Annotated in this window: 19 protein-coding genes; 9 read left to right on the forward strand and 10 right to left on the reverse strand. The window is 61.6% G+C overall.

Translation table 11 applies throughout. From position 1 onward, the window contains the following. Positions 1-93: 93 nt before the first annotated feature. Positions 94-1,155 carry an AraC family transcriptional regulator gene (locus AB4O16_RS24300; RefSeq protein WP_460156027.1) on the forward strand — a complete coding sequence of 354 codons (1,062 nt, stop codon included), beginning with the start codon at positions 94-96 and terminating at the stop codon, positions 1,153-1,155. Here the strand turns inward: AB4O16_RS24300 and AB4O16_RS24305 are convergent. Beyond that, on the reverse strand, positions 1,112-2,566 hold the full coding sequence (locus tag AB4O16_RS24305) for a TrkH family potassium uptake protein (RefSeq protein WP_160388206.1): 1,455 nt from the start codon (positions 2,564-2,566) through the stop codon (positions 1,112-1,114). The two genes, AB4O16_RS24300 and AB4O16_RS24305, sit on opposite strands and share 44 nt — an antisense overlap. 121 nt (positions 2,567-2,687) lie before the next feature. Between AB4O16_RS24305 and AB4O16_RS24310 the strand changes: the two genes are divergently transcribed. Further along, positions 2,688-3,254, forward strand: coding sequence for an NAD(P)H nitroreductase (locus AB4O16_RS24310; RefSeq protein ID WP_460156028.1), 567 nt, complete (start codon positions 2,688-2,690; stop codon positions 3,252-3,254). Between the two features lie 128 nt (positions 3,255-3,382). Here AB4O16_RS24310 and AB4O16_RS24315 read toward each other — a convergent pair whose 3' ends face one another. The 6 genes from AB4O16_RS24315 to AB4O16_RS24340 all read right to left on the reverse strand — a co-directional run bounded on the left by AB4O16_RS24315 (position 3,383) and on the right by AB4O16_RS24340 (position 7,658). Then, positions 3,383-4,726 (reverse strand): sensor histidine kinase, encoded by a 1,344-nt coding sequence (locus AB4O16_RS24315; RefSeq protein WP_460156029.1) that lies wholly within the window; start codon positions 4,724-4,726, stop codon positions 3,383-3,385. A gap of 182 nt (positions 4,727-4,908) precedes the next feature. Continuing rightward, the gene (locus AB4O16_RS24320) at positions 4,909-5,358 is read right to left on the reverse strand and encodes a Spy/CpxP family protein refolding chaperone (protein WP_218475416.1); all 450 of its coding nucleotides are present in this window, start codon (positions 5,356-5,358) and stop codon (positions 4,909-4,911) included. A 193-nt stretch (positions 5,359-5,551) separates the two neighbouring features. Then, on the reverse strand, positions 5,552-6,229 hold the full coding sequence (locus AB4O16_RS24325) for a response regulator transcription factor (protein WP_160388210.1): 678 nt from the start codon (positions 6,227-6,229) through the stop codon (positions 5,552-5,554). A 7-nt stretch (positions 6,230-6,236) separates the two neighbouring features. Next, a complete protein-coding gene (locus AB4O16_RS24330; RefSeq protein ID WP_460156030.1) occupies positions 6,237-6,650 on the reverse strand; it encodes a translation initiation factor 2 in 414 nt (137 codons plus the stop codon). Between the two features lie 110 nt (positions 6,651-6,760). Next, complete coding sequence (locus AB4O16_RS24335; RefSeq protein WP_007984134.1) at positions 6,761-7,060, reverse strand: YciI family protein; 300 nt, start codon at positions 7,058-7,060, stop codon at positions 6,761-6,763. Between the two features lies 1 nt (position 7,061). After that, positions 7,062-7,658 carry a septation protein A gene (locus tag AB4O16_RS24340; protein WP_160388212.1) on the reverse strand — a complete coding sequence of 199 codons (597 nt, stop codon included), beginning with the start codon at positions 7,656-7,658 and terminating at the stop codon, positions 7,062-7,064. 87 nt (positions 7,659-7,745) lie between these two features. Between AB4O16_RS24340 and AB4O16_RS24345 the strand changes: the two genes are divergently transcribed. From AB4O16_RS24345 to arfB, 7 genes are all read left to right on the forward strand, one after another. Beyond that, entirely contained in the window at positions 7,746-8,609 is an 864-nt protein-coding gene (locus AB4O16_RS24345) for a PHP domain-containing protein (RefSeq protein WP_160388213.1), read from the forward strand. Between the two features lie 13 nt (positions 8,610-8,622). Continuing rightward, on the forward strand, positions 8,623-9,252 hold the full coding sequence (locus tag AB4O16_RS24350) for an L-threonylcarbamoyladenylate synthase (RefSeq protein WP_160388298.1): 630 nt from the start codon (positions 8,623-8,625) through the stop codon (positions 9,250-9,252). Between the two features lie 60 nt (positions 9,253-9,312). Next, positions 9,313-10,071: a segregation and condensation protein A gene (locus AB4O16_RS24355; RefSeq protein ID WP_173862173.1), complete on the forward strand. Its 759-nt coding sequence runs from the start codon at positions 9,313-9,315 to the stop codon at positions 10,069-10,071. Positions 10,072-10,082: 11 nt separating this feature from the next. After that, positions 10,083-11,042 carry an SMC-Scp complex subunit ScpB gene (scpB, locus tag AB4O16_RS24360; protein WP_460156031.1) on the forward strand — a complete coding sequence of 320 codons (960 nt, stop codon included), beginning with the start codon at positions 10,083-10,085 and terminating at the stop codon, positions 11,040-11,042. Positions 11,043-11,300: 258 nt separating this feature from the next. Beyond that, positions 11,301-12,521 carry a 23S rRNA pseudouridine(2605) synthase RluB gene (rluB, locus tag AB4O16_RS24365; RefSeq protein WP_460156032.1) on the forward strand — a complete coding sequence of 407 codons (1,221 nt, stop codon included), beginning with the start codon at positions 11,301-11,303 and terminating at the stop codon, positions 12,519-12,521. A 918-nt stretch (positions 12,522-13,439) separates the two neighbouring features. Further along, entirely contained in the window at positions 13,440-14,852 is a 1,413-nt protein-coding gene (locus AB4O16_RS24370) for an amino acid permease (RefSeq protein WP_160388216.1), read from the forward strand. Positions 14,853-14,978: 126 nt separating this feature from the next. Beyond that, positions 14,979-15,392 (forward strand): alternative ribosome rescue aminoacyl-tRNA hydrolase ArfB, encoded by a 414-nt coding sequence (arfB, locus tag AB4O16_RS24375; protein ID WP_460156033.1) that lies wholly within the window; start codon positions 14,979-14,981, stop codon positions 15,390-15,392. On the opposite strand, the gene AB4O16_RS24380 is transcribed toward arfB, so the two are convergent. From AB4O16_RS24380 to AB4O16_RS24390, 3 genes are all read right to left on the reverse strand, one after another. Then, positions 15,389-16,588 (reverse strand): MFS transporter, encoded by a 1,200-nt coding sequence (locus AB4O16_RS24380; protein WP_460156034.1) that lies wholly within the window; start codon positions 16,586-16,588, stop codon positions 15,389-15,391. The genes arfB and AB4O16_RS24380 overlap by 4 nt on opposite strands. Before the next feature lie 98 nt (positions 16,589-16,686). Then, the gene (locus tag AB4O16_RS24385) at positions 16,687-16,872 is read right to left on the reverse strand and encodes a hypothetical protein (protein ID WP_160388219.1); all 186 of its coding nucleotides are present in this window, start codon (positions 16,870-16,872) and stop codon (positions 16,687-16,689) included. 72 nt (positions 16,873-16,944) lie between these two features. Further along, on the reverse strand, positions 16,945-17,076 hold the full coding sequence (locus tag AB4O16_RS24390; RefSeq protein ID WP_008051162.1) for a hypothetical protein: 132 nt from the start codon (positions 17,074-17,076) through the stop codon (positions 16,945-16,947). Positions 17,077-17,088: the final 12 nt, after the last annotated feature.

Raw genomic sequence — 17,088 nt, forward strand, 5'->3', positions numbered from 1 at the left:
GTGATCAATGGCATCAGCCAGTGACAATAGGCGCCACTTTAGTATCCTTCGGTCAATAGCCGTCACAGGCGGCTCACCATGTAAGAAAACGCCATGAGCGAACGAACGACTTCTGCAAGCTGGGCGATGGGGATTGTCAAAGCGCTGGAGATGGACGGCCTGGATTGCCGGGTTCTGTTCAAGCAGCTGGGGCTCGACTACGCGGCACTGGATGAGCCGGATGCACGCTTCCCGCAAGATTCCATGACACGACTGTGGCAACGCGCCGTCGAACTGTCCGGCAACCCGGCCATCGGCCTGAACATGGGCAAGGTGGTACGGCCGGCGCAGTTCCATGTGACCGGTTATGCCTTGATGTCCAGCCGGACGCTGGCCGAAGGCTTTCAGCGTCTGGTGCGCTATCAGCGAATCATCGCCGAAAGTGCCGACCTGAGTTTCAAGCTGCTGGAAGAAGGCTACGCGCTGATTCTGACGGTGCATGGCGACCATCTGCCACCGACCCGGCAAAGCGCCGAGGCTTCGCTGGCCTGCGCCCTGGCGCTGTGCGGCTGGTTGACCGGGCGAACGTTGCATCCACGCAAAGTGTTGGTGCAAGGCGCCGAGCCGGTCAACCTGGAACCCTACAAACAAGCCTTCCATGCACCGCTGGTGTTCAACGCGCCTTACGATGCGCTGATTTTCGAGCGCGCGGACATGGAAGCGCCACTGCCAACGGCCAACGAAGCCATGGCATTGCTGCATGACCGCTTTGCCGGTGAATACCTGGCACGCTTTTCCGAAAGTCGCGTGACCCACAAGGCGCGGCAGGTGTTGTGCCGGCTGTTGCCCCAGGGCGAACCCAAGCGCGACGCCGTGGCGCAGACCCTGCATCTGTCCCAGCGCACCTTGCAACGGCGCTTGCAGGAAGAGGGCACGAGCTTTCAGGTATTGCTGGACGATACCCGGCGCGAACTGGCCGAGCAGTACCTGGCGCAACCGACCATGACCTTGCTGGAGATCGCCTACCTGCTGGGGTTCGCCGACCCGAGCAACTTCTTCCGGGCTTTTCGCCGCTGGTTCGATGCCACGCCCGGCGAGTACCGGATGCGGCTGATGCAGGCTCCTGAAGCGGTCAATGACGCCAAAATGCCGGAATACAAAGCACAAACACAGTGATGATCTCCAGTCGGCCGAGCAGCATGCCGAACGACAGGATCCACTTGGCGGCATCCGGCAGGGTCGCGAAGTTGCCCGCCGGGCCGATGGTCTCGCCGAGCCCCGGGCCGACACCGGACACGGTACTGGCCGCGCCGGTGAGGGCGGTCATCCAGTCCACGCCGAGCAGCGACAGCAACAGCGCAATCACGCAGATAGTGATCGCAAAGAAGAACGAAAAGGTCAGGATCGAACGTACGATCTCTTCGTCGAGACGGTGGCCGTTGTACTTTTGCTTGATGACCGCGCGCGGGTGAATCAGTTGGTTAAGGTTGGCCTTGAGCAGGATATAGGCCACCTGGAAGCGGAAAATCTTGATGCCGCCCGCGGTCGAGCCTGAGCAACCGCCGACAAACCCCAGATAGAAGAACAGCATCAGCGAGAAATTGCCCCACAGGCTGTAGTCCCCCAGCGCGAAACCGGTCGTCGTCACCACCGACGTCACGTTCAGCGCCACATGCCGCAGCGCATCCAGCCAATGCAGCTGGGTCGTCCACCAGTACCAGGTGCCGAGCACCAGCCAGGTCACCAGCAGCATGCCGAGCAAACCTTGCACCTGCTGATCCTTGATCAACGCCCGACGGTTACCACGCAACGTTGCCACATACAGGGTGAACGGCAGGGCGCCGAGAATCATGATGACGATCGCGACCCAGTGCACCGCCGGTTGCGGCCACTTGGCCAAAGACTGGTCGGAGGTGGAGAAGCCGCCGGTGGAAATCGCTGACATCGCATGGTTGATCGCATCGAACAGGCTCATCCCGGCCCACCAGAACGCCAGGCTGCCGACAATGGTAATGCCGACGTAGGCCGCCACGATCAAGCGCGCCACCATGTGCGAGCGGGGCATGACTTTTTCCGAGCGGTCCGACGATTCGGTCTGGAACAGCCGCATGCCACCGATGCGCAGCAGCGGCAGGATCGCCACCGCCATGCCGATAAAGCCGATCCCGCCGATCCAGTGCAGCAACGAGCGCCACATCAGGATGCCGGGGGACATGGTGTCCAGGCCGTTGAGCACGGTGGCGCCGGTGGCGGTGATGCCGGACATGCTTTCGAAGAATGAATCGGTGTAGCTGATGTGCTGGGTCAGCAGGAACGGCAATGCGGCGAAGATGCACACCACCAGCCAGCTGCTGACGGTCAGCAGGTACATGTCCCGGGGGCGCAGGTGGATGTGCTCGGGGCGGCCCGGAATCACCAGCGCCAGCCCGGCGACAAAGGTGATCATGCTGGCCCAGAGGAACGACGGCAGATCGCTGGTGCGCTCGAAAATGACCAGCGTGGCCATGGGCACGACCATGGAGATCGCCAGCGTGATCAGGAAGATGCCGATGATGAAACCAATGATCCGTAAGGTCGGCAACGCCATGAGGTCCGCTCGGCTGATAGGGGAAAGGGCGCCATTCTACCCGTGAGACAGGGCATGTAAACCGGCACCGCTGCAACAGTTACAGCTAGAATAGCCGCACTCATTTTTCAGGAGGTGGCCGATGCAGGCTCTCGACGTTTTGCTCAACCGTGTTTCCGTTCCCCGACTTGTTGAACCTGCACCCACCGCCGAGCAGCGCGAGGTGTTGTTCGGCGCCGCCATGCGCGCCCCGGATCACGGTCACTTGCAGCCTTGGCGCTTCCTGACGGTGGAAGGCGCGGCGCGTGAGCAAATGGGCGAGTTGCTGGCTGAAGCGGCAAAGCTTGCGGACATTGAAGTCAATGAAGCGGCCATCGACAAGGCGCGCAATGGTCCGCTGCGGGCGCCGCTGGTGGTGGTGGTGATCGCCCGCGTGCAGGAGCACGTCAAGTATCCCAAGTCCGAGCAACTGCTGGCGGCGGGCTGCGCGGCCCACGGGATTTTGCTCGCGGCCTATGCCCAGGGCATTGGTGCGGTGTGGCGTACCGGCGACCTGGCTTACTCGGCGCATGTGGCCAAGGGGTTGGGCCTGGCGGAAGGGGAGGAGGTGATTGCCTTCCTGTATCTGGGCACGCCGCAAAAAGAACCGCGAGTGGCCGAGAAAGTCGACCTCGCCGAATTCGTCAGCGCCTGGCCAGGCAAGGCCTGACACCGCAAAACCTGTGGGAGCGAGCCTGCTCGCGATAGCGGCCGGTCAGTCAATTTGATTGTTGAGTGTGCCGCCGTCATCGCGAGCAAGCTCGCTCCCACAGTAGAGCTGTGTAGTTCAAACCAGGATCAGGGCTGAACGACAGCCCCAGGCACCAACGGCAATTCAATACTGGCAATGAACCCGCCCTCCGGGTGATTGGCCAGCACCAGGCTGCCGCCATGTCGCTCCGCCGCACGGCGGGCGATGGCCAGGCCCAGGCCATGTCCGGCCGCGGTCTGCCCCGGCGCCCGATAGAACGGCTCACCGAGCTGGCTCAAATATTCGGCACTGACCCCGGGCCCGTGATCGCGCACGGTCACGACGATCCGCTCACCCTGACGCAGCGCCTGCATCTCGATCGGCAGGCCACCCGCCGGATTGAAGCGCTGGGCATTGCGCAGCAAGTTGTCCACGGCCCGTTCGATCATGGTCGGCCAGCCCTTCAGGTTCAGTTGCGACTCGGCTTCGAGCTGCACGAGCTGCTCGGGTGAACCGAGTTGCGCATCCTTTTGCAGGGTACTGAGCAAGGCGTTCAAATCCACCTCTTCGGCGCTGGCGTTGTCGGAGTCGACCCGCGCCAGCACGAGGATTTCGCTGATCAGCGCTTCCAGCCGGTCGCACTCTCGGGTCAGGCGCGGCCAGAGCTGTTCGCGTTCCTGCGGGCCGGCCCGTTCGGCGAGCGCCAGCGCGATACGCAGGCGGGCGAGGGGCGAACGCAGTTCGTGGGAGACATCACGCAGCAATTGCCGCTGGCTGCCAATCAGGCTTTGCAGGCGCGCGCCCATGCGATTGAAGTCGTTGGCCAGCACACCAAATTCATCGCGACGATTGGCCAGTTTGACCAGGCTGTTCTGTTGATAGGTGGTTTGTCCAAGGTCATGCACCGCGCCGCGCAGACGGCTGAGCGGGCGGGTGATGGAAAAGGTCACCAACAGGCTGAACAGGGTCAGCACCACCAGGGCGATCCCCAGCGCACTGAGCGGCCAGAGCAGGCTTTCGCGGTGCCAGGCGTCCAGCTCCGGGTGCGGTATGCGGTAGATGAACAGGTAGGTGTCACCGGTTTTTTCGCTGGTGAACTCATCGGTCAGGCGCCGCCATGGCAGGCGTCGGTCATCGTTGTTCTGGCGCGCCTCAAAGGCCGCCGCACGTTTGGGGAAGGTGCCGCGCACCACCGGATCGCCGCTCTCGTTGAGCACCTGGACGTCGATGTGATACTGGTGTTTGCGCTCCTGCAGAAGATCCTGGGCAGCGTCTTCGCCCTGGGATTCGTAGGTTTGCGTCCATTGTTCGGCCAGCGTGTTGAGGCCCGGGTGACGGCTGAGAATCCAGGCGTCCTGGTTGAGCATGTGCCCGAGCAGGATGGAAAGCCCCGCAACCAGAGTGATGGCCAGCCAGAAGCTGGCCAGGATACGCCAGAACAATGAACGCACGGAAAATCCTCGAACAAACGCAAAATTCTATGTAGGAGCGAGCTTGCTCGCGATGGATGTCAACGATAACGCGCGGCATCAGGCAGCACGTGTTGTCTATTCGTTTTTCGCGAGCAAGCTCGCTCCTACAGTAAAAACATCAGACCCAACGGTGATAAGCCATTGGGTCCGGGGTCAGCGCATTATTGCGCTTTTTGCGGTTGCTGCGCTTTCCAGGCCTTGAATTCAGCCCACTCGGCGCGACGCTCGGCCTGTTTCTTCTGGATCTCGTCGAATTTCTTCTGTTGATCCGGTTTCAACACGGCGCGCACGTCAGCTTCGGCTTTCTGGTGCTTGGCCGCCATCTCGTCCTTCATGGCTTTCTGGTCCGCTGGCGAGAGTTTCTCTAGGTACTTGTCGACCAGTTGCTTACGCTCGTGCATCTGCTCGCCCATGATCTTGCGGATCTGCTCGCGCTGTTCGCGGCTCAGGTCCAGCTGACTGTACGGTCCTTTGCCGTGCATGCCGTGCATCTGACCGCCGTGGCGCGAGCCGTCCATCGGCCCACCCATCGGGCCTGCGCCTTCAGGCATGGCCATGGCAACGGTCGGCAGGGCGGCAGCGAACATCAGAGCGATAAGAGTCTTGCGCATGGTGTATCTCCTTGTCTCGTTCCCGGTACGTTCCGGATGAGTGCAGATTACGCAGATCAAGGTCAGCGGCAGTCAGCGAAGCGTAAAGCTTGGGTAAAGACGATTTCGCATCCGCCTGACACAACTCCGACCCTGTAGGAGCCGGGAGCGCCGCCATCGCCGGCAAGCCAGCTCCTACACAGGACGGTGGAGATCAGAGGCTGTAGTAGTAACCACGGCTGCGCAGCGCAACGATGCGCGGCCGGCCGTCGGGGTGCGGGCCGATCTTCTTGCGCAGATTGCTGACGTGCATGTCCAGGCTGCGGTCGTACAGGGTCAGCTTGCGGCCGAGGGCGATCTGCGCCAGCTCCTGTTTGTCCAGGGGCTCGCCGGGTTGCTTGAGCAGGGCTTCGAGCAGGCGGCTTTCGGAAACGGTGAGGGTGAACTCCTGTTCGTCGATGCTGACCACGCCGCGCACCGGGCTGAAACACAGGTCGCCCAGTTCCATCTGGCTGGACACCGCTGCCGGGTGGCTGCGACGCAGCACGGCGCGCAGACGGGCGGTCAGTTCCCGCGGGTCGCAGGGCTTGGCCAGGTAATCGTCGGCGCCGAGTTCCAGGCCGAGGATACGGTCCAGCGGCTCGCCCCGGGCCGAAAGCATCAGCACCGGCAAATCCGGGTGATCGTTGCGCAACTGCTTGAGCAGTTCCAGACCGCTGCCATCGGGCAGCATCACATCCAGCACCACGGCCGCCGGGGCGGTTTCGGCCAATGCCCGACGAGCGCTCTGGCCATCGTGACAGGCACGTACCTGAAAGCCTTCCTGGCTCAGCCAACTGCTCAGGAGCTCACACAGCTCCTGGTCATCATCAATCAGTAACAGCTCGCTCATGACTCACTCAATTTAGCCATTGTCGACGTTTTCGACTTGCTCCACTGGCGAAGATACCGCAGAGCAGAGCCAATAGCGCTACCCCGGCGCCAATGACAAACCATTGTTGCTGGTCTGTCAGCAAGCGCGGCAGCGGGCTGCTGGCCTGGGCTTCCTTGAGTTGCAGCTTCAAACGCTGATTCTCCTGGCGCAACCGGGCCAGCAGCGGGCTTTCGCGTTCGCCGTCGGCAGTTTGCAATTGTTTGTTCAATTCTTCCCGTTGCCGTTCGCTTTCTTTCAAGCGTTGCTGCAGCTCGGTGATCTGGCTGCCGGCGCTCAAGGACAGCGGCGTCGAGTTTCCACCCTCGGCGTAATCTTCACTGTGGGCGGGCGCCACGATCGATAACGTGACCAACATCAGGCACAACGGACCTTTGCGCATGGCGACTCCTGGTTCCAATACGAGTATTGGAAAAGTTGTCGGCCGGCAAACGAGAATAATGAGCGATTGAGAACGCGATGAACCGATATGGTTCACCGCGTGGGGACAAGTTATGGCAGGACTTGCTTGAACGGCTTCACCAGAACGTTGGCGTAGACGCCCGCGGCGATGTACGGATCGGCGTCGGCCCAGGCCTGGGCGGCGCTCAGGGAATCGAATTCGGCGACGATCAGGCTGCCGGTGAAACCCGCCGCGCCCGGATCATTGCTGTCGACCGCCGGGTGTGGACCGGCCAGAACGATGCGGCCTTCGCCCTTGAGCACTTGCAGGCGCTCGAGGTGCGCAGGCCGTGCGGCCAGGCGGGCTTCCAGGGAGTTGGCGACGTCTGTGGCAATGATTGCGTAAAGCATGTCAGTCCTCGGTTTTTGGCGTAGTGGTGTCGGCATCGTGCAGATGGCGGGACAGGTAGATGCCCTGGCCGACCAGGAACAGCAAAGTCATGCCCAGGCTGCCGAAGACCTTGAAGTCGACCCAGTAGCTCTGGAAGGTGAACGCGACAAACAGGTTGGCGGCGCCGCAAAACAGGAAGAAGGCGATCCAGGCGATGTTCAGGCGCGTCCAGACCGGTTCCGGCAAGGTCAGCGCGTGGCCCATGATGCGTTTGATCAGCAGGCTGTCACCGACGAAGTGGCTGCCGATGAACGCCAGGGCGAACAGCCAGTTGACCACCGGCGCTTTCCACTTCAGGAACGTTTCGCTGTGGAACGCCAGGGTCAGGCTGCCGAAAACCAGGCAGGCGATCAGGGTCAGCCACTGGCTCTTCTCCAGCTTGCGCTGCTTGATGAATAGCGTGCCGTAGACCACCAGGGAACTGATGATCAGCATCGCGGTGGCGCTGTAGATACCGCCTACAGTGACCTCATGGCCGGCAATGTCGACGACCCGTGGATCGATTTTGAAGACGATGAAAAACAGCAGGAGCGGGATGAAATCGATGAATTGTTTCACAGTGGCAGCCAGAAGCAGGATGTGGCGGCATAATAACAAACATACGGGCGCGCGATAGCGCCAGCTGAATTGAGGTTACAAACCCCTGTGAATGTTGATTTGCACTGCCATAGCACGGCCTCCGATGGCGCTTTGGCGCCTGCGGTACTGGTGGCGCGGGCGTTCGAGAAAGGCGTGCGAGTCCTGGCCTTGACCGATCACGACACCCTCGAGGGCCTCGACGAGGCCCGCCAGGCGGCTACCGCGCTGGGGATGCAATTGGTCAATGGCGTCGAACTGTCCTGCACCTGGGGCGGCGCGACCATTCATGTGCTGGGCTACGGTTTTGACGTGAATGCCGCACCGTTGGTCGAGGCCATTGCCAGACTGCATGATGGCCGCTGGCTACGCTCCGAGGAAATCAGCCGCAAACTGGCGCTCAAGGGCATGCCGGGGGCGCTGGAGGGCGCCCGGCAGATCCAGCAGGCGCTGGGCGACAGCGGCAACGCGCCGGCCCGCCCGCATTTCGCCGACTGGATGGTGCGCGAAGGTTTCGTCAAGGACCGCGCCGAGGCATTCCGCAAATGGCTGGGCGCCGGCAAGCTGGGTGACGTCAAGCAACACTGGCCGACGCTGGAAGAAACCGTCGAGACCCTGCGCGCGGCCAAGGCCTGGGTCAGCCTGGCGCATCCCTGGCACTACGAATTCACCCGAAGCAAGCGACGTCGCCTGATTGCCGACTATATTCAAGCAGGGGGCCACGCCATCGAAGTGGTCAATGGTTACCAGCCTGCCGAGCAAGTGGGCAGCCTGGCCATTCTCGCTCGCGAGTTCGGTCTGCTGGTCAGTGCCGGCAGTGATTTTCATGGCCCTGGAGGCTGGTCGGAGATCGGTGAATACCGGCCGCTCCCGGAGGATCTGCCACCACTATGGTGTCGATTCAAACATGACCCAATTATTGCCGCCGTCTGAACAGGTAGAGAACGTGAGTCAATTTTTCCAGATTCATCCGGAAAACCCGCAAGCGCGCCTGATCAAACAGGCCGTCGAAATCATCCGCAAGGGCGGGGTGGTGATTTATCCCACGGACTCTTCCTACGCCATTGGTTGCCAGATCGGCGACAAGGTGGCTGTGGAGCGTGTACGACGTTTGCGCGGGCTGGATGAAAAGCACAACTTCGCGCTGATTTGCTGCGACCTGTCGCAACTCGGGCTGTTCGCCAAGATCGACACCGGCACTTTCCGCTTGCTCAAGGCCCATCTGCCGGGCCCGTACACCTTCATTCTCAACGCTACCCGTGAAGTGCCGCGGCTGTTGCTGCACCCGAAAAAACGCACCATCGGCCTGCGGGTGCCGAGCCATCCGATTGCCTTGGCACTGCTGGAGCAACTCGGCGAGCCGTTGATGAGCGTGAGTCTGATCATGCCCGGCGAAACCGACCCGATGTATGACCCCTATGAAATGCGCCAATTGCTCGAGCACCAGGTCGACCTGATCATCGATGGCGGCTTTGGCGGGATCAAGGCGTCCACCGTGATCAACCTCGCCGACGGCGAGCCGGAAGTCATTCGCGTTGGTTGCGGTGACCCGACGCCGTTCATGGTCGAGGCCTAGATGTCCGCAGTAGAACCCGTCGACAGTCAGGCCGGAGCGCAGCAGGAACTGCCCTTCGCCATGGTCTATGGCCAGGCGGTCATGGAAATGCCGCTGGACCTGTACATCCCGCCGGATGCCCTCGAAGTCTTTCTCGAAGCCTTTGAAGGCCCCCTCGACCTGCTGCTGTACCTGATCCGCAAACAGAACATCAACATCCTCGACATCCCGGTGGCGGAAATCACTCGCCAGTACATGGGCTACGTCGAGTTGATGCAGTCGGTGCGCCTGGAACTGGCCGCCGAGTACCTGGTGATGGCCGCGATGCTGGCCGAGATCAAGTCGCGGATGCTGCTGCCGCGGGCCGAAACCGTCGAGGACGAAGAGGACGACCCGCGCGCCGAACTGATCCGCCGCTTGCAGGAATACGAGCGCTTCAAGGCTGCCGCCGAAGGCATCGATGGCTTGAGTCGCGTCGGTCGCGACGTGGTGGTGCCCAAGCTGGACGCCCCGGAAGCCCGGGCACGCAAGCTGCTGCCGGACGTGCGCCTGTCAGAGTTGCTGTTGTCCATGGCCGAGGTGTTGCGCCGTGGCGACATGTTCGAAAGCCACCAGGTCAGTCGCGAGGCGCTGTCGACCCGCGAACGCATGAGCGATGTGCTGGAACGCCTCAAGGGCGGCGGTTTCGTGCCGTTCGTCGAGCTGTTCACCGCCGAAGAGGGGCGCCTGGGGGTGGTGGTGACCTTCATGGCGATCCTTGAATTGGTCAAGGAATCCCTGGTCGAGCTGGTGCAGAATGAGCCATTTGCCGCGATCCACGTGCGAGCCCGAGCCGAATAACGAGTTGAATCATGAACCTGACTGAACCCCGCGAGCTGGCGCCATTGCTTGAAGCCTTTCTGTTGGCCTCGGGAAAACCGCAATCCCTGGAAAGCCTGTTCGAGCTCTTCGAGGAAGGCGAACGGCCGGAGCCGCAGGTCTTCAAGAAGGCCCTGACGATTCTCGCCAAGTCTTGCGATGGCCGCGCCTTTGAATTGAAGGAGGTGGCCTCGGGGTATCGCCTGCAAATCCGCGAGAAATTTTCGCCGTGGGTCGGTCGTCTCTGGGAGGAGCGCCCGCAGCGTTATTCCCGGGCCATGCTGGAAACCATGGCCCTGATTGCCTATCGCCAGCCGATCACCCGAGGTGAAATCGAAGATGTGCGGGGCGTGGCGGTCAACAGCAACATCGTCAAGACACTGATGGAGCGCGAGTGGATTCGCATCGTCGGCTACCGCGACGTGCCCGGCAAACCGGCGATGTTCGCCACCACCAAGGCGTTCCTCGACCACTTCAACCTGAAAAACCTCGACGACCTGCCGCCGCTGGCGGAGCTGCGCGAGCTGGAACCGGACCCGGTGCTCGATTTCGACGACGCCCCCGTGCCCGCCGGGCTGCAAGAGCTGGCCGATGCCAGTGCCGAGCCGGAAGAGCCAAAGGAAGAAACCAGTTTCCACACGCTGTTGTTGGAGCTGGACAGCATGGAAGAGGGGCTCAAGACCGACTTCGACGACTTGCTGCGCGATGGCGCGTCGCCTGAGTTCGATCCGGAACAGTCGGAAGTCGAACCGGCACAGCCCGAGCCTGAGCCTGAAATCGAGCCGGAGCCGGAAGACGACATCCTCGGCGTTGCCGAAGCCCGCGAGAAGCTGCTGGCCGCTGTAGCCGCCCTCGAACAGCCGAAACCCGAGTCGCAGCTGTCGGACGAAGAAGCCGAAGCCCTTGCCCTGGCTGAAGCCATCGAAGCCGAACGCCGCGAATTCGAAGACTGACCCTGTAGGAGCCGGCTTGCTGGCGATGCGGCCAACGCGGTATCTCTGAGGGACCGCGGTGACCTCATCGCCAGCAAGCCGGCTCCTACAGGAAGTGGGTGACCTTGCGCGATCACCGATCGGCGGAAAAACCAATAACCTTGCCTTGATCAGCTAGTCTCTGATGCGCAAACGCCCGCATGCGCGTATGATTCGCGACCCTTCGGCGATCCCTTCGCCAAAGTACCCAGTTTCAAGACCACACCGGGAGGTGCCCAGATGAGTATCAAAGACCAGAAAGACGACCAGGAAATCGGCCCAGCAGGCGAAAAACTGCAGAAAGTCCTCGCCCGTATCGGCGTCGGCTCGCGCCGTGACGTGGAAGCCTGGATCAGCCACGGCCGCATCAAGGTCAACGGCAAAGACGCCACCCTTGGCCAGCGCGTCGACATGCACGACGCCATCACCATCGATGGCAAGGTGATCAAGCGCGAAGAGGCCGCCGAGTCGGTCCGCCGCGTGATCATGTACAACAAGCCCGACGGCGAGATCTGCACCCGTGTCGACCCGGAAGGTCGCCCGACCGTGTTCGACAAAATGCCAAAGCCGAAAGAAGGCCGCTGGATCAACATCGGTCGTCTGGACATCAACACCACCGGTTTGCTGATGTTCACCACCGACGGTGAGCTGGCCAACCGCCTGATGCACCCATCCTACGAGATGGACCGTGAGTACGCGGTACGTGTGCGTGGCGAAGTCGATGACGAGATGATCGAGCGCCTGAAGGCTGGCGTTGTCCTTGAAGATGGCCCGGCCAAGTTCACCGACATCAAGCAGGCTCCGGGTGGTGAAGGCTTCAACCATTGGTACCACTGCGTGGTGATGGAAGGTCGTAACCGCGAAGTTCGTCGCCTGTGGGAATCCCAGGGTCTGGTGGTCAGCCGCCTGAAGCGCGTGCGTTTCGGTCCGGTGTTCCTCAACTCGGACCTGCCGATGGGTCGCTGGCGCGAAATGAGCCAGTACGAAGTCGACATCCTCAGTGCCGAGGTCGGCCTGACGCCGGTCGCGATGCCGCAGATGAACGCCAAGAGCAAAGACAAGCTTGACCGTATGCAGCGCAAGTCGTCGCGTCCGATGGCCAAGGCCGAGCGCGTGCGTACCCTGCGTCCAGCGACTGGCGCAGCCACCGCACCTGCCGCGCCACGTGCCAGCCGCGAGCCGCAGATCGAAGGCGAGCGTCCAGGCCGCAAGCCAGCTGCGCGTCAGGACGGCGAACGCGGTCCACGCACGCCACGTCCGGCCAATGGCCGTACCGAGCGTGGCGAAGGTCGTGGTACGCCGGTAGCCGACCGCCCGGCCGACACCAAGCGCCCGGCCAAGCCGGCGCCGAAGCGTCCGGGGATCAAACTGGTCGATGGCGACAAGCCATCGGGCAAGCGCCGTGGCGCACCGGCCGGTTCCGGCCAGCGTCCGGGCTTTGGTCGTCGCAAGCCTGAGTAATCGGCTGAGCGCTTGATAAAAAACGCCAACCTTCGGGTTGGCGTTTTTTTTGGGGGGGCTTTCAATGGTTTGGAGTCCACTTCATTTTCAGCGTAGCCACGGTCCCTAGTAGGAGCCGGCTTGCTGGCGATGGACTCAAGTGCACCGCGTTTATCCAGTTCATACGCGTTATCGGTAACGACCATCGCCAGCAAGCCGGCTCCTACAGGTATTGCGTTATGTGTCTTTCCCGCGATAGCGCCAGTTGCCGCGCCGGGATGTCCGAAGTGGAAAGCCTAAATTACGCCCTGTAAAGAAAACCTGACGAAATCCGCAGATTAACCCCGTGAAATCGCCTTCTCTCGAACACTGTAAGAAAAGTCTTACGCATCATTGCCTTGCATCCTTCTCCCAACCCTCTAGCCCGCTTGTTTCAACACGCCATGCAGGGTCAGATGCGCGCCATGCCTGTCGTGCAGGTGCATAACAAAAAGGAGGCGCAATGAACGCCGCAATCCATCTCCATCTCTCTGCGAGGGGCGGTTTTCCTGCCTTTCCCGTCGATGATCCGCAAGGGTCTGACCCATTTTTTGCAGCCGCCCGGGCTCTTCGGGGCGGACACAGGCAATCCCGGCCATAGACACGCTTGTCCAGCGGGTCTGGCAGCAGGGGGTTACAGGTGTACAATGCGCCGCGTTTTACCTGTGACCTCCTGCGCATCAGCGCAAACCTCAAGGCTATCCGCCTTGTTCACTCCGTCGCGTCACGAGCGTGTCGGGTTCGATTTCGTCACAGATAAAAACAAACAGGTGACGCATGACCGTTGTAAATACGCTGAACTCCTGGTGCCTGCGCTGGGGTTTGATCGGTGCCGCTTAACGCCTTTGCTGAGCAGCAACGTCTACTGAACATCATCAAACCTTGCGTGAGACCCTTTTCATGAGTGGACAAAACCCGCAATCAGGCGAGCTGAAACGCGGCCTGAAAAATCGCCACATTCAATTGATCGCCCTCGGTGGCGCAATCGGTACCGGCTTGTTCCTCGGCTCGGCCGGGGTACTGAAATCCGCCGGCCCGTCGATGATCCTCGGCTACGCCATCTGCGGCTTCATCGCCTTCATGATCATGCGCCAACTGGGCGAAATGATCGTCGAAGATCCGGTGGCCGGCTCCTTCAGCCACTTTGCGCACAAGTACTGGGGCGGCTTTGCCGGCTTCCTGTCGGGCTGGAACTGCTGGATCCTGTACATCCTGGTGGGCATGTCCGAGTTGACGGCCGTCGGCAAATACATCCACTACTGGGCGCCGGACATCCCGACCTGGGTCTCCGCAGCGGCCTTCTTCGTGCTGATCAACGCGATCAACCTGGCCAACGTCAAAGTGTTCGGCGAGGCCGAGTTCTGGTTCGCGATCATCAAGGTCGTGGCGATCGTCGGCATGATCGCCCTGGGCAGCTACCTGCTGGTCAGCGGCAATGGCGGCCCGCAAGCAGCGGTCAGCAACCTGTGGTCCCACGGTGGCTTCTTCCCGAACGGCATCAGCGGTCTGGTGATGGCCATGGCGTTCATCATGTTTTCCTTCGGTGGCCTGGAAATGCTCGGCTTCACCGCTGCCGAGGCCGACAAGCCGAAAACCGTGATCCCGAAAGCCATCAACCAGGTGATCTACCGGATCCTGATTTTCTACATCGGTGCCCTGATCATCCTGCTGTCGTTGACCCCGTGGGACAGCTTGCTGACCACCCTGAACGCTTCCGGTGATTCCTACAGCGGCAGCCCGTTCGTGCAAGTGTTCTCGATGCTGGGCAGCAACACCGCCGCGCACATCCTCAACTTCGTGGTCCTGACCGCGGCGTTGTCGGTGTACAACAGCGGCACCTACTGCAACAGCCGCATGCTGCTGGGCATGGCCGAACAGGGCGACGCGCCGAAAGGCCTGGCGAAGATCGACAAGCGTGGCGTGCCGGTGCGTTCGATCCTGGCCTCGGCCGCCGTGACCCTGATCGCGGTACTGCTGAACTACCTGATCCCGCACAGCGCGCTGGAACTGCTGATGTCGCTGGTGGTGGCCACCCTGGTGATCAACTGGGCGATGATCAGCTACTCGCACTTCAAGTTCCGCCAGCACATGAACAAGACCAAACAGACGCCGTTGTTCAAGGCCTTTTGGTACCCGTACGGCAACTACATCTGCCTGGCGTTCGTGTTGTTCATCCTTGGCGTGATGCTGTTGATTCCGGGGATCCAGACATCGGTGTACGCGATTCCGGTTTGGCTCGTGTTCATGTGGGTCTGCTACGGCATCAAGAACAAGCGCAGTGCGCAACACGCATTGCAGGCTGCAGTGAAGTAACTCAGTCGCAGAAACAACGAACCCGGCCATGTGCCGGGTTTTTTGTGTGCGCTGCAAAAACCTGTGGGAGCATTCATTCAAGCTAATCGCGGTATCCTGAACACCCTCGAATACGGACGCTTTTCCATGCTGGTGATTTCCAACAACGTGCATCTGCCGGATACCGAGATCGAGTTGACGGCCATTCGCGCCCAGGGTGCCGGTGGGCAGAACGTCAACAAGGTCTCCAGCGCGGTGCACCTGCGCTTCGACATTCCGGCGTCGTCTTTGCCCGAGTTTTACAAGGAGCGGCTGCTGGCACTGCGCGACAGCCGCATCACCAGCGACGGGGTGTTGATCATCAAGGCCCAGCAGTACCGAACGCAGGAGCAGAACCGTGCTGATGCGCTGGAGCGTTTGGTCGAGTTGATCCAGGGCGCCACCAAGGTCGAAAAGAAACGCCGCCCGACCAAGCCGACCCTCGGCTCGAAGACCCGTCGCCTCGAATCCAAGAGCAAGCGCGGCAACATCAAGGCCGGGCGCGGCAAGGTCGATTTCTAGCGGGCGTCCCGCGCTTCGCGTTGCTTGGGTGCCTGCCGGTACAGGTAAAGGCTCAGGATCAATCCGCTCACCGCGGCGAGGGCGGCGAACAGGAAGATCGAAGCGAAGCCGAACCCGGCTGCAATGGCCCCGGCCAGCGGCCCGGTGATCCCCAGCGACAGGTCGATGAACAGCGAGTAGGCGCCGACGGCAGCACCACGGCTGGAGGCCGGGACCAGGTTGACCGCTTCCACCCCCAGTGCCGGAAACACCAGCGAAAAGCCGAAGCCGCTCAGTGCCGCACCCGCCAGCGCCCAATGCGCATCCGGTGCCAGCCATAGCAACAGCAATCCCAGGGTTTCCACGGACAGGCAGGCAATGGCCACGCGAAAGCCGCCGAGGCGGTTGATCAGGCTGCCGAACAGCAGGCGCGCGCCGATGAAGCTGGCGCCGAACAGGCTCAGGCACAGCACCGCGTTGTCCCAGTGTTGCGTGGCGTAATACAGGGTGATGAAGGTGGCGATGGTGCCAAAACCGATGGAACCCAGGGCCAGGCCGCAACCGTGGGGAAACACCCGCCCGAGCACGTGCATGAACGGCAGGCGTTCACCGGCCACGATCGGTGCGGCGGTTTTCGGCCAGGCCAGCAGCAGGCCGAGCACGGCCAGCAAGACAATGCTCACGCCCATGCTCCACAAGCCCAACTGGTGGACGATCAGCACGCCCAAAGGCGCGCCCACGGCCAGTGCGCCGTAGCTGGCGATCCCGTTCCAGGAGATGACTTTGGCGGTGTTCGCCGCGCCGACCCGGCCGATGCCCCAGCCGATCGAGCCCGAGCCCACCAGGCTTTCCGCGCTGCCGAGCACCAGGCGGCCGATCAACAGGCTGATCAGGCTCAGGGTCGGCAGGCTTTGGGTCCAGGCCGAGATCAACATGAACACACCGCTCAGGCCGCAACCGGCCAGGCCATACATCACCGCCAGTTTGCTGCCCTTGTTGTCGATGATTTTCCCGGCATACGGGCGGCTGAGCAGGGTGGCCAGGTATTGCACGCTGATCACCAGGCCCGCGATCACCGCGCCAAAGCCCAGGTCGCTGTGGACATAGCCGGGCAATACGGCCAGGGGAATGCCGATGTTCAGGTAGCCGATGAAGGTGAAAAGGACGATGGAAACGACTTGCAGCGTGACCGCCAGGGGGCGCTGGTTTTCAGGCATGGGAAAGGTCCACGGTAAAGCAGGATAGATAGGCTGCTTATGATAGCGGTGTGGACGGTTGCAGGTTGTGAAAAAGTAAAACTATTTGCCCGGTGGTGTCATTCGGCCTTGATGGGGGCGACCAGTTGCGTGGTGACCAGGGCGGCCAGCGCATTTTCCTGGGTGCCGAAACGGGCGAGCAAGGCGGCTTGTTTCTCGGGGGAGAGGCGATTCCAGATTTCGATCATTTTTTCGGCGGTGCCGATCAGGACGCCGGCCTGCGCTTCGCTGAATTCGTCGGTCATGGGGGAGGCTCGTTTCAGGCAGTGTGGAAAGCGCATGTTAGCGCTTTCCACACGGTCTGTACGGCGGGTGTTTCAGTCTTCTCTGTCAGCCTGGCGGCTGTCAGTGGCTTCTTTCGGCTCGGGCTGTTGGGCGCCGGCTTGCTGCGTGGTCGTCTGCTCAGGTACGTGCAGGCTTGGGAAGGGGAGATTGGGAATCTCGTGCATGGTTGCGCTCCT

It is taken from the genome of Pseudomonas sp. S2_H10 (assembly GCF_054668285.1).

Bases quoted from the DNA above. Each gene is read 5' to 3' on its own strand.
- AB4O16_RS24300 (WP_460156027.1), top strand. From the start codon at position 94: ATGAGCGAACGAACGACTTCTGCAAGCTGGGCGATGGGGATTGTCAAA.
- AB4O16_RS24305 (WP_160388206.1), bottom strand. From the start codon at position 2,566: ATGGCGTTGCCGACCTTACGGATCATTGGTTTCATCATCGGCATCTTC.
- AB4O16_RS24310 (WP_460156028.1), top strand. From the start codon at position 2,688: ATGCAGGCTCTCGACGTTTTGCTCAACCGTGTTTCCGTTCCCCGACTT.
- AB4O16_RS24320 (WP_218475416.1), bottom strand. From the start codon at position 5,358: ATGCGCAAGACTCTTATCGCTCTGATGTTCGCTGCCGCCCTGCCGACC.
- AB4O16_RS24325 (WP_160388210.1), bottom strand. From the start codon at position 6,229: ATGAGCGAGCTGTTACTGATTGATGATGACCAGGAGCTGTGTGAGCTC.
- AB4O16_RS24330 (WP_460156030.1), bottom strand. From the start codon at position 6,650: ATGCGCAAAGGTCCGTTGTGCCTGATGTTGGTCACGTTATCGATCGTG.
- AB4O16_RS24335 (WP_007984134.1), bottom strand. From the start codon at position 7,060: ATGCTTTACGCAATCATTGCCACAGACGTCGCCAACTCCCTGGAAGCC.
- AB4O16_RS24355 (WP_173862173.1), top strand. From the start codon at position 9,313: ATGGTCTATGGCCAGGCGGTCATGGAAATGCCGCTGGACCTGTACATC.
- scpB (WP_460156031.1), top strand. From the start codon at position 10,083: ATGAACCTGACTGAACCCCGCGAGCTGGCGCCATTGCTTGAAGCCTTT.
- rluB (WP_460156032.1), top strand. From the start codon at position 11,301: ATGAGTATCAAAGACCAGAAAGACGACCAGGAAATCGGCCCAGCAGGC.
- AB4O16_RS24370 (WP_160388216.1), top strand. From the start codon at position 13,440: ATGAGTGGACAAAACCCGCAATCAGGCGAGCTGAAACGCGGCCTGAAA.
- arfB (WP_460156033.1), top strand. From the start codon at position 14,979: ATGCTGGTGATTTCCAACAACGTGCATCTGCCGGATACCGAGATCGAG.
- AB4O16_RS24380 (WP_460156034.1), bottom strand. From the start codon at position 16,588: ATGCCTGAAAACCAGCGCCCCCTGGCGGTCACGCTGCAAGTCGTTTCC.
- AB4O16_RS24385 (WP_160388219.1), bottom strand. From the start codon at position 16,872: ATGACCGACGAATTCAGCGAAGCGCAGGCCGGCGTCCTGATCGGCACC.
- AB4O16_RS24390 (WP_008051162.1), bottom strand. From the start codon at position 17,076: ATGCACGAGATTCCCAATCTCCCCTTCCCAAGCCTGCACGTACCTGAG.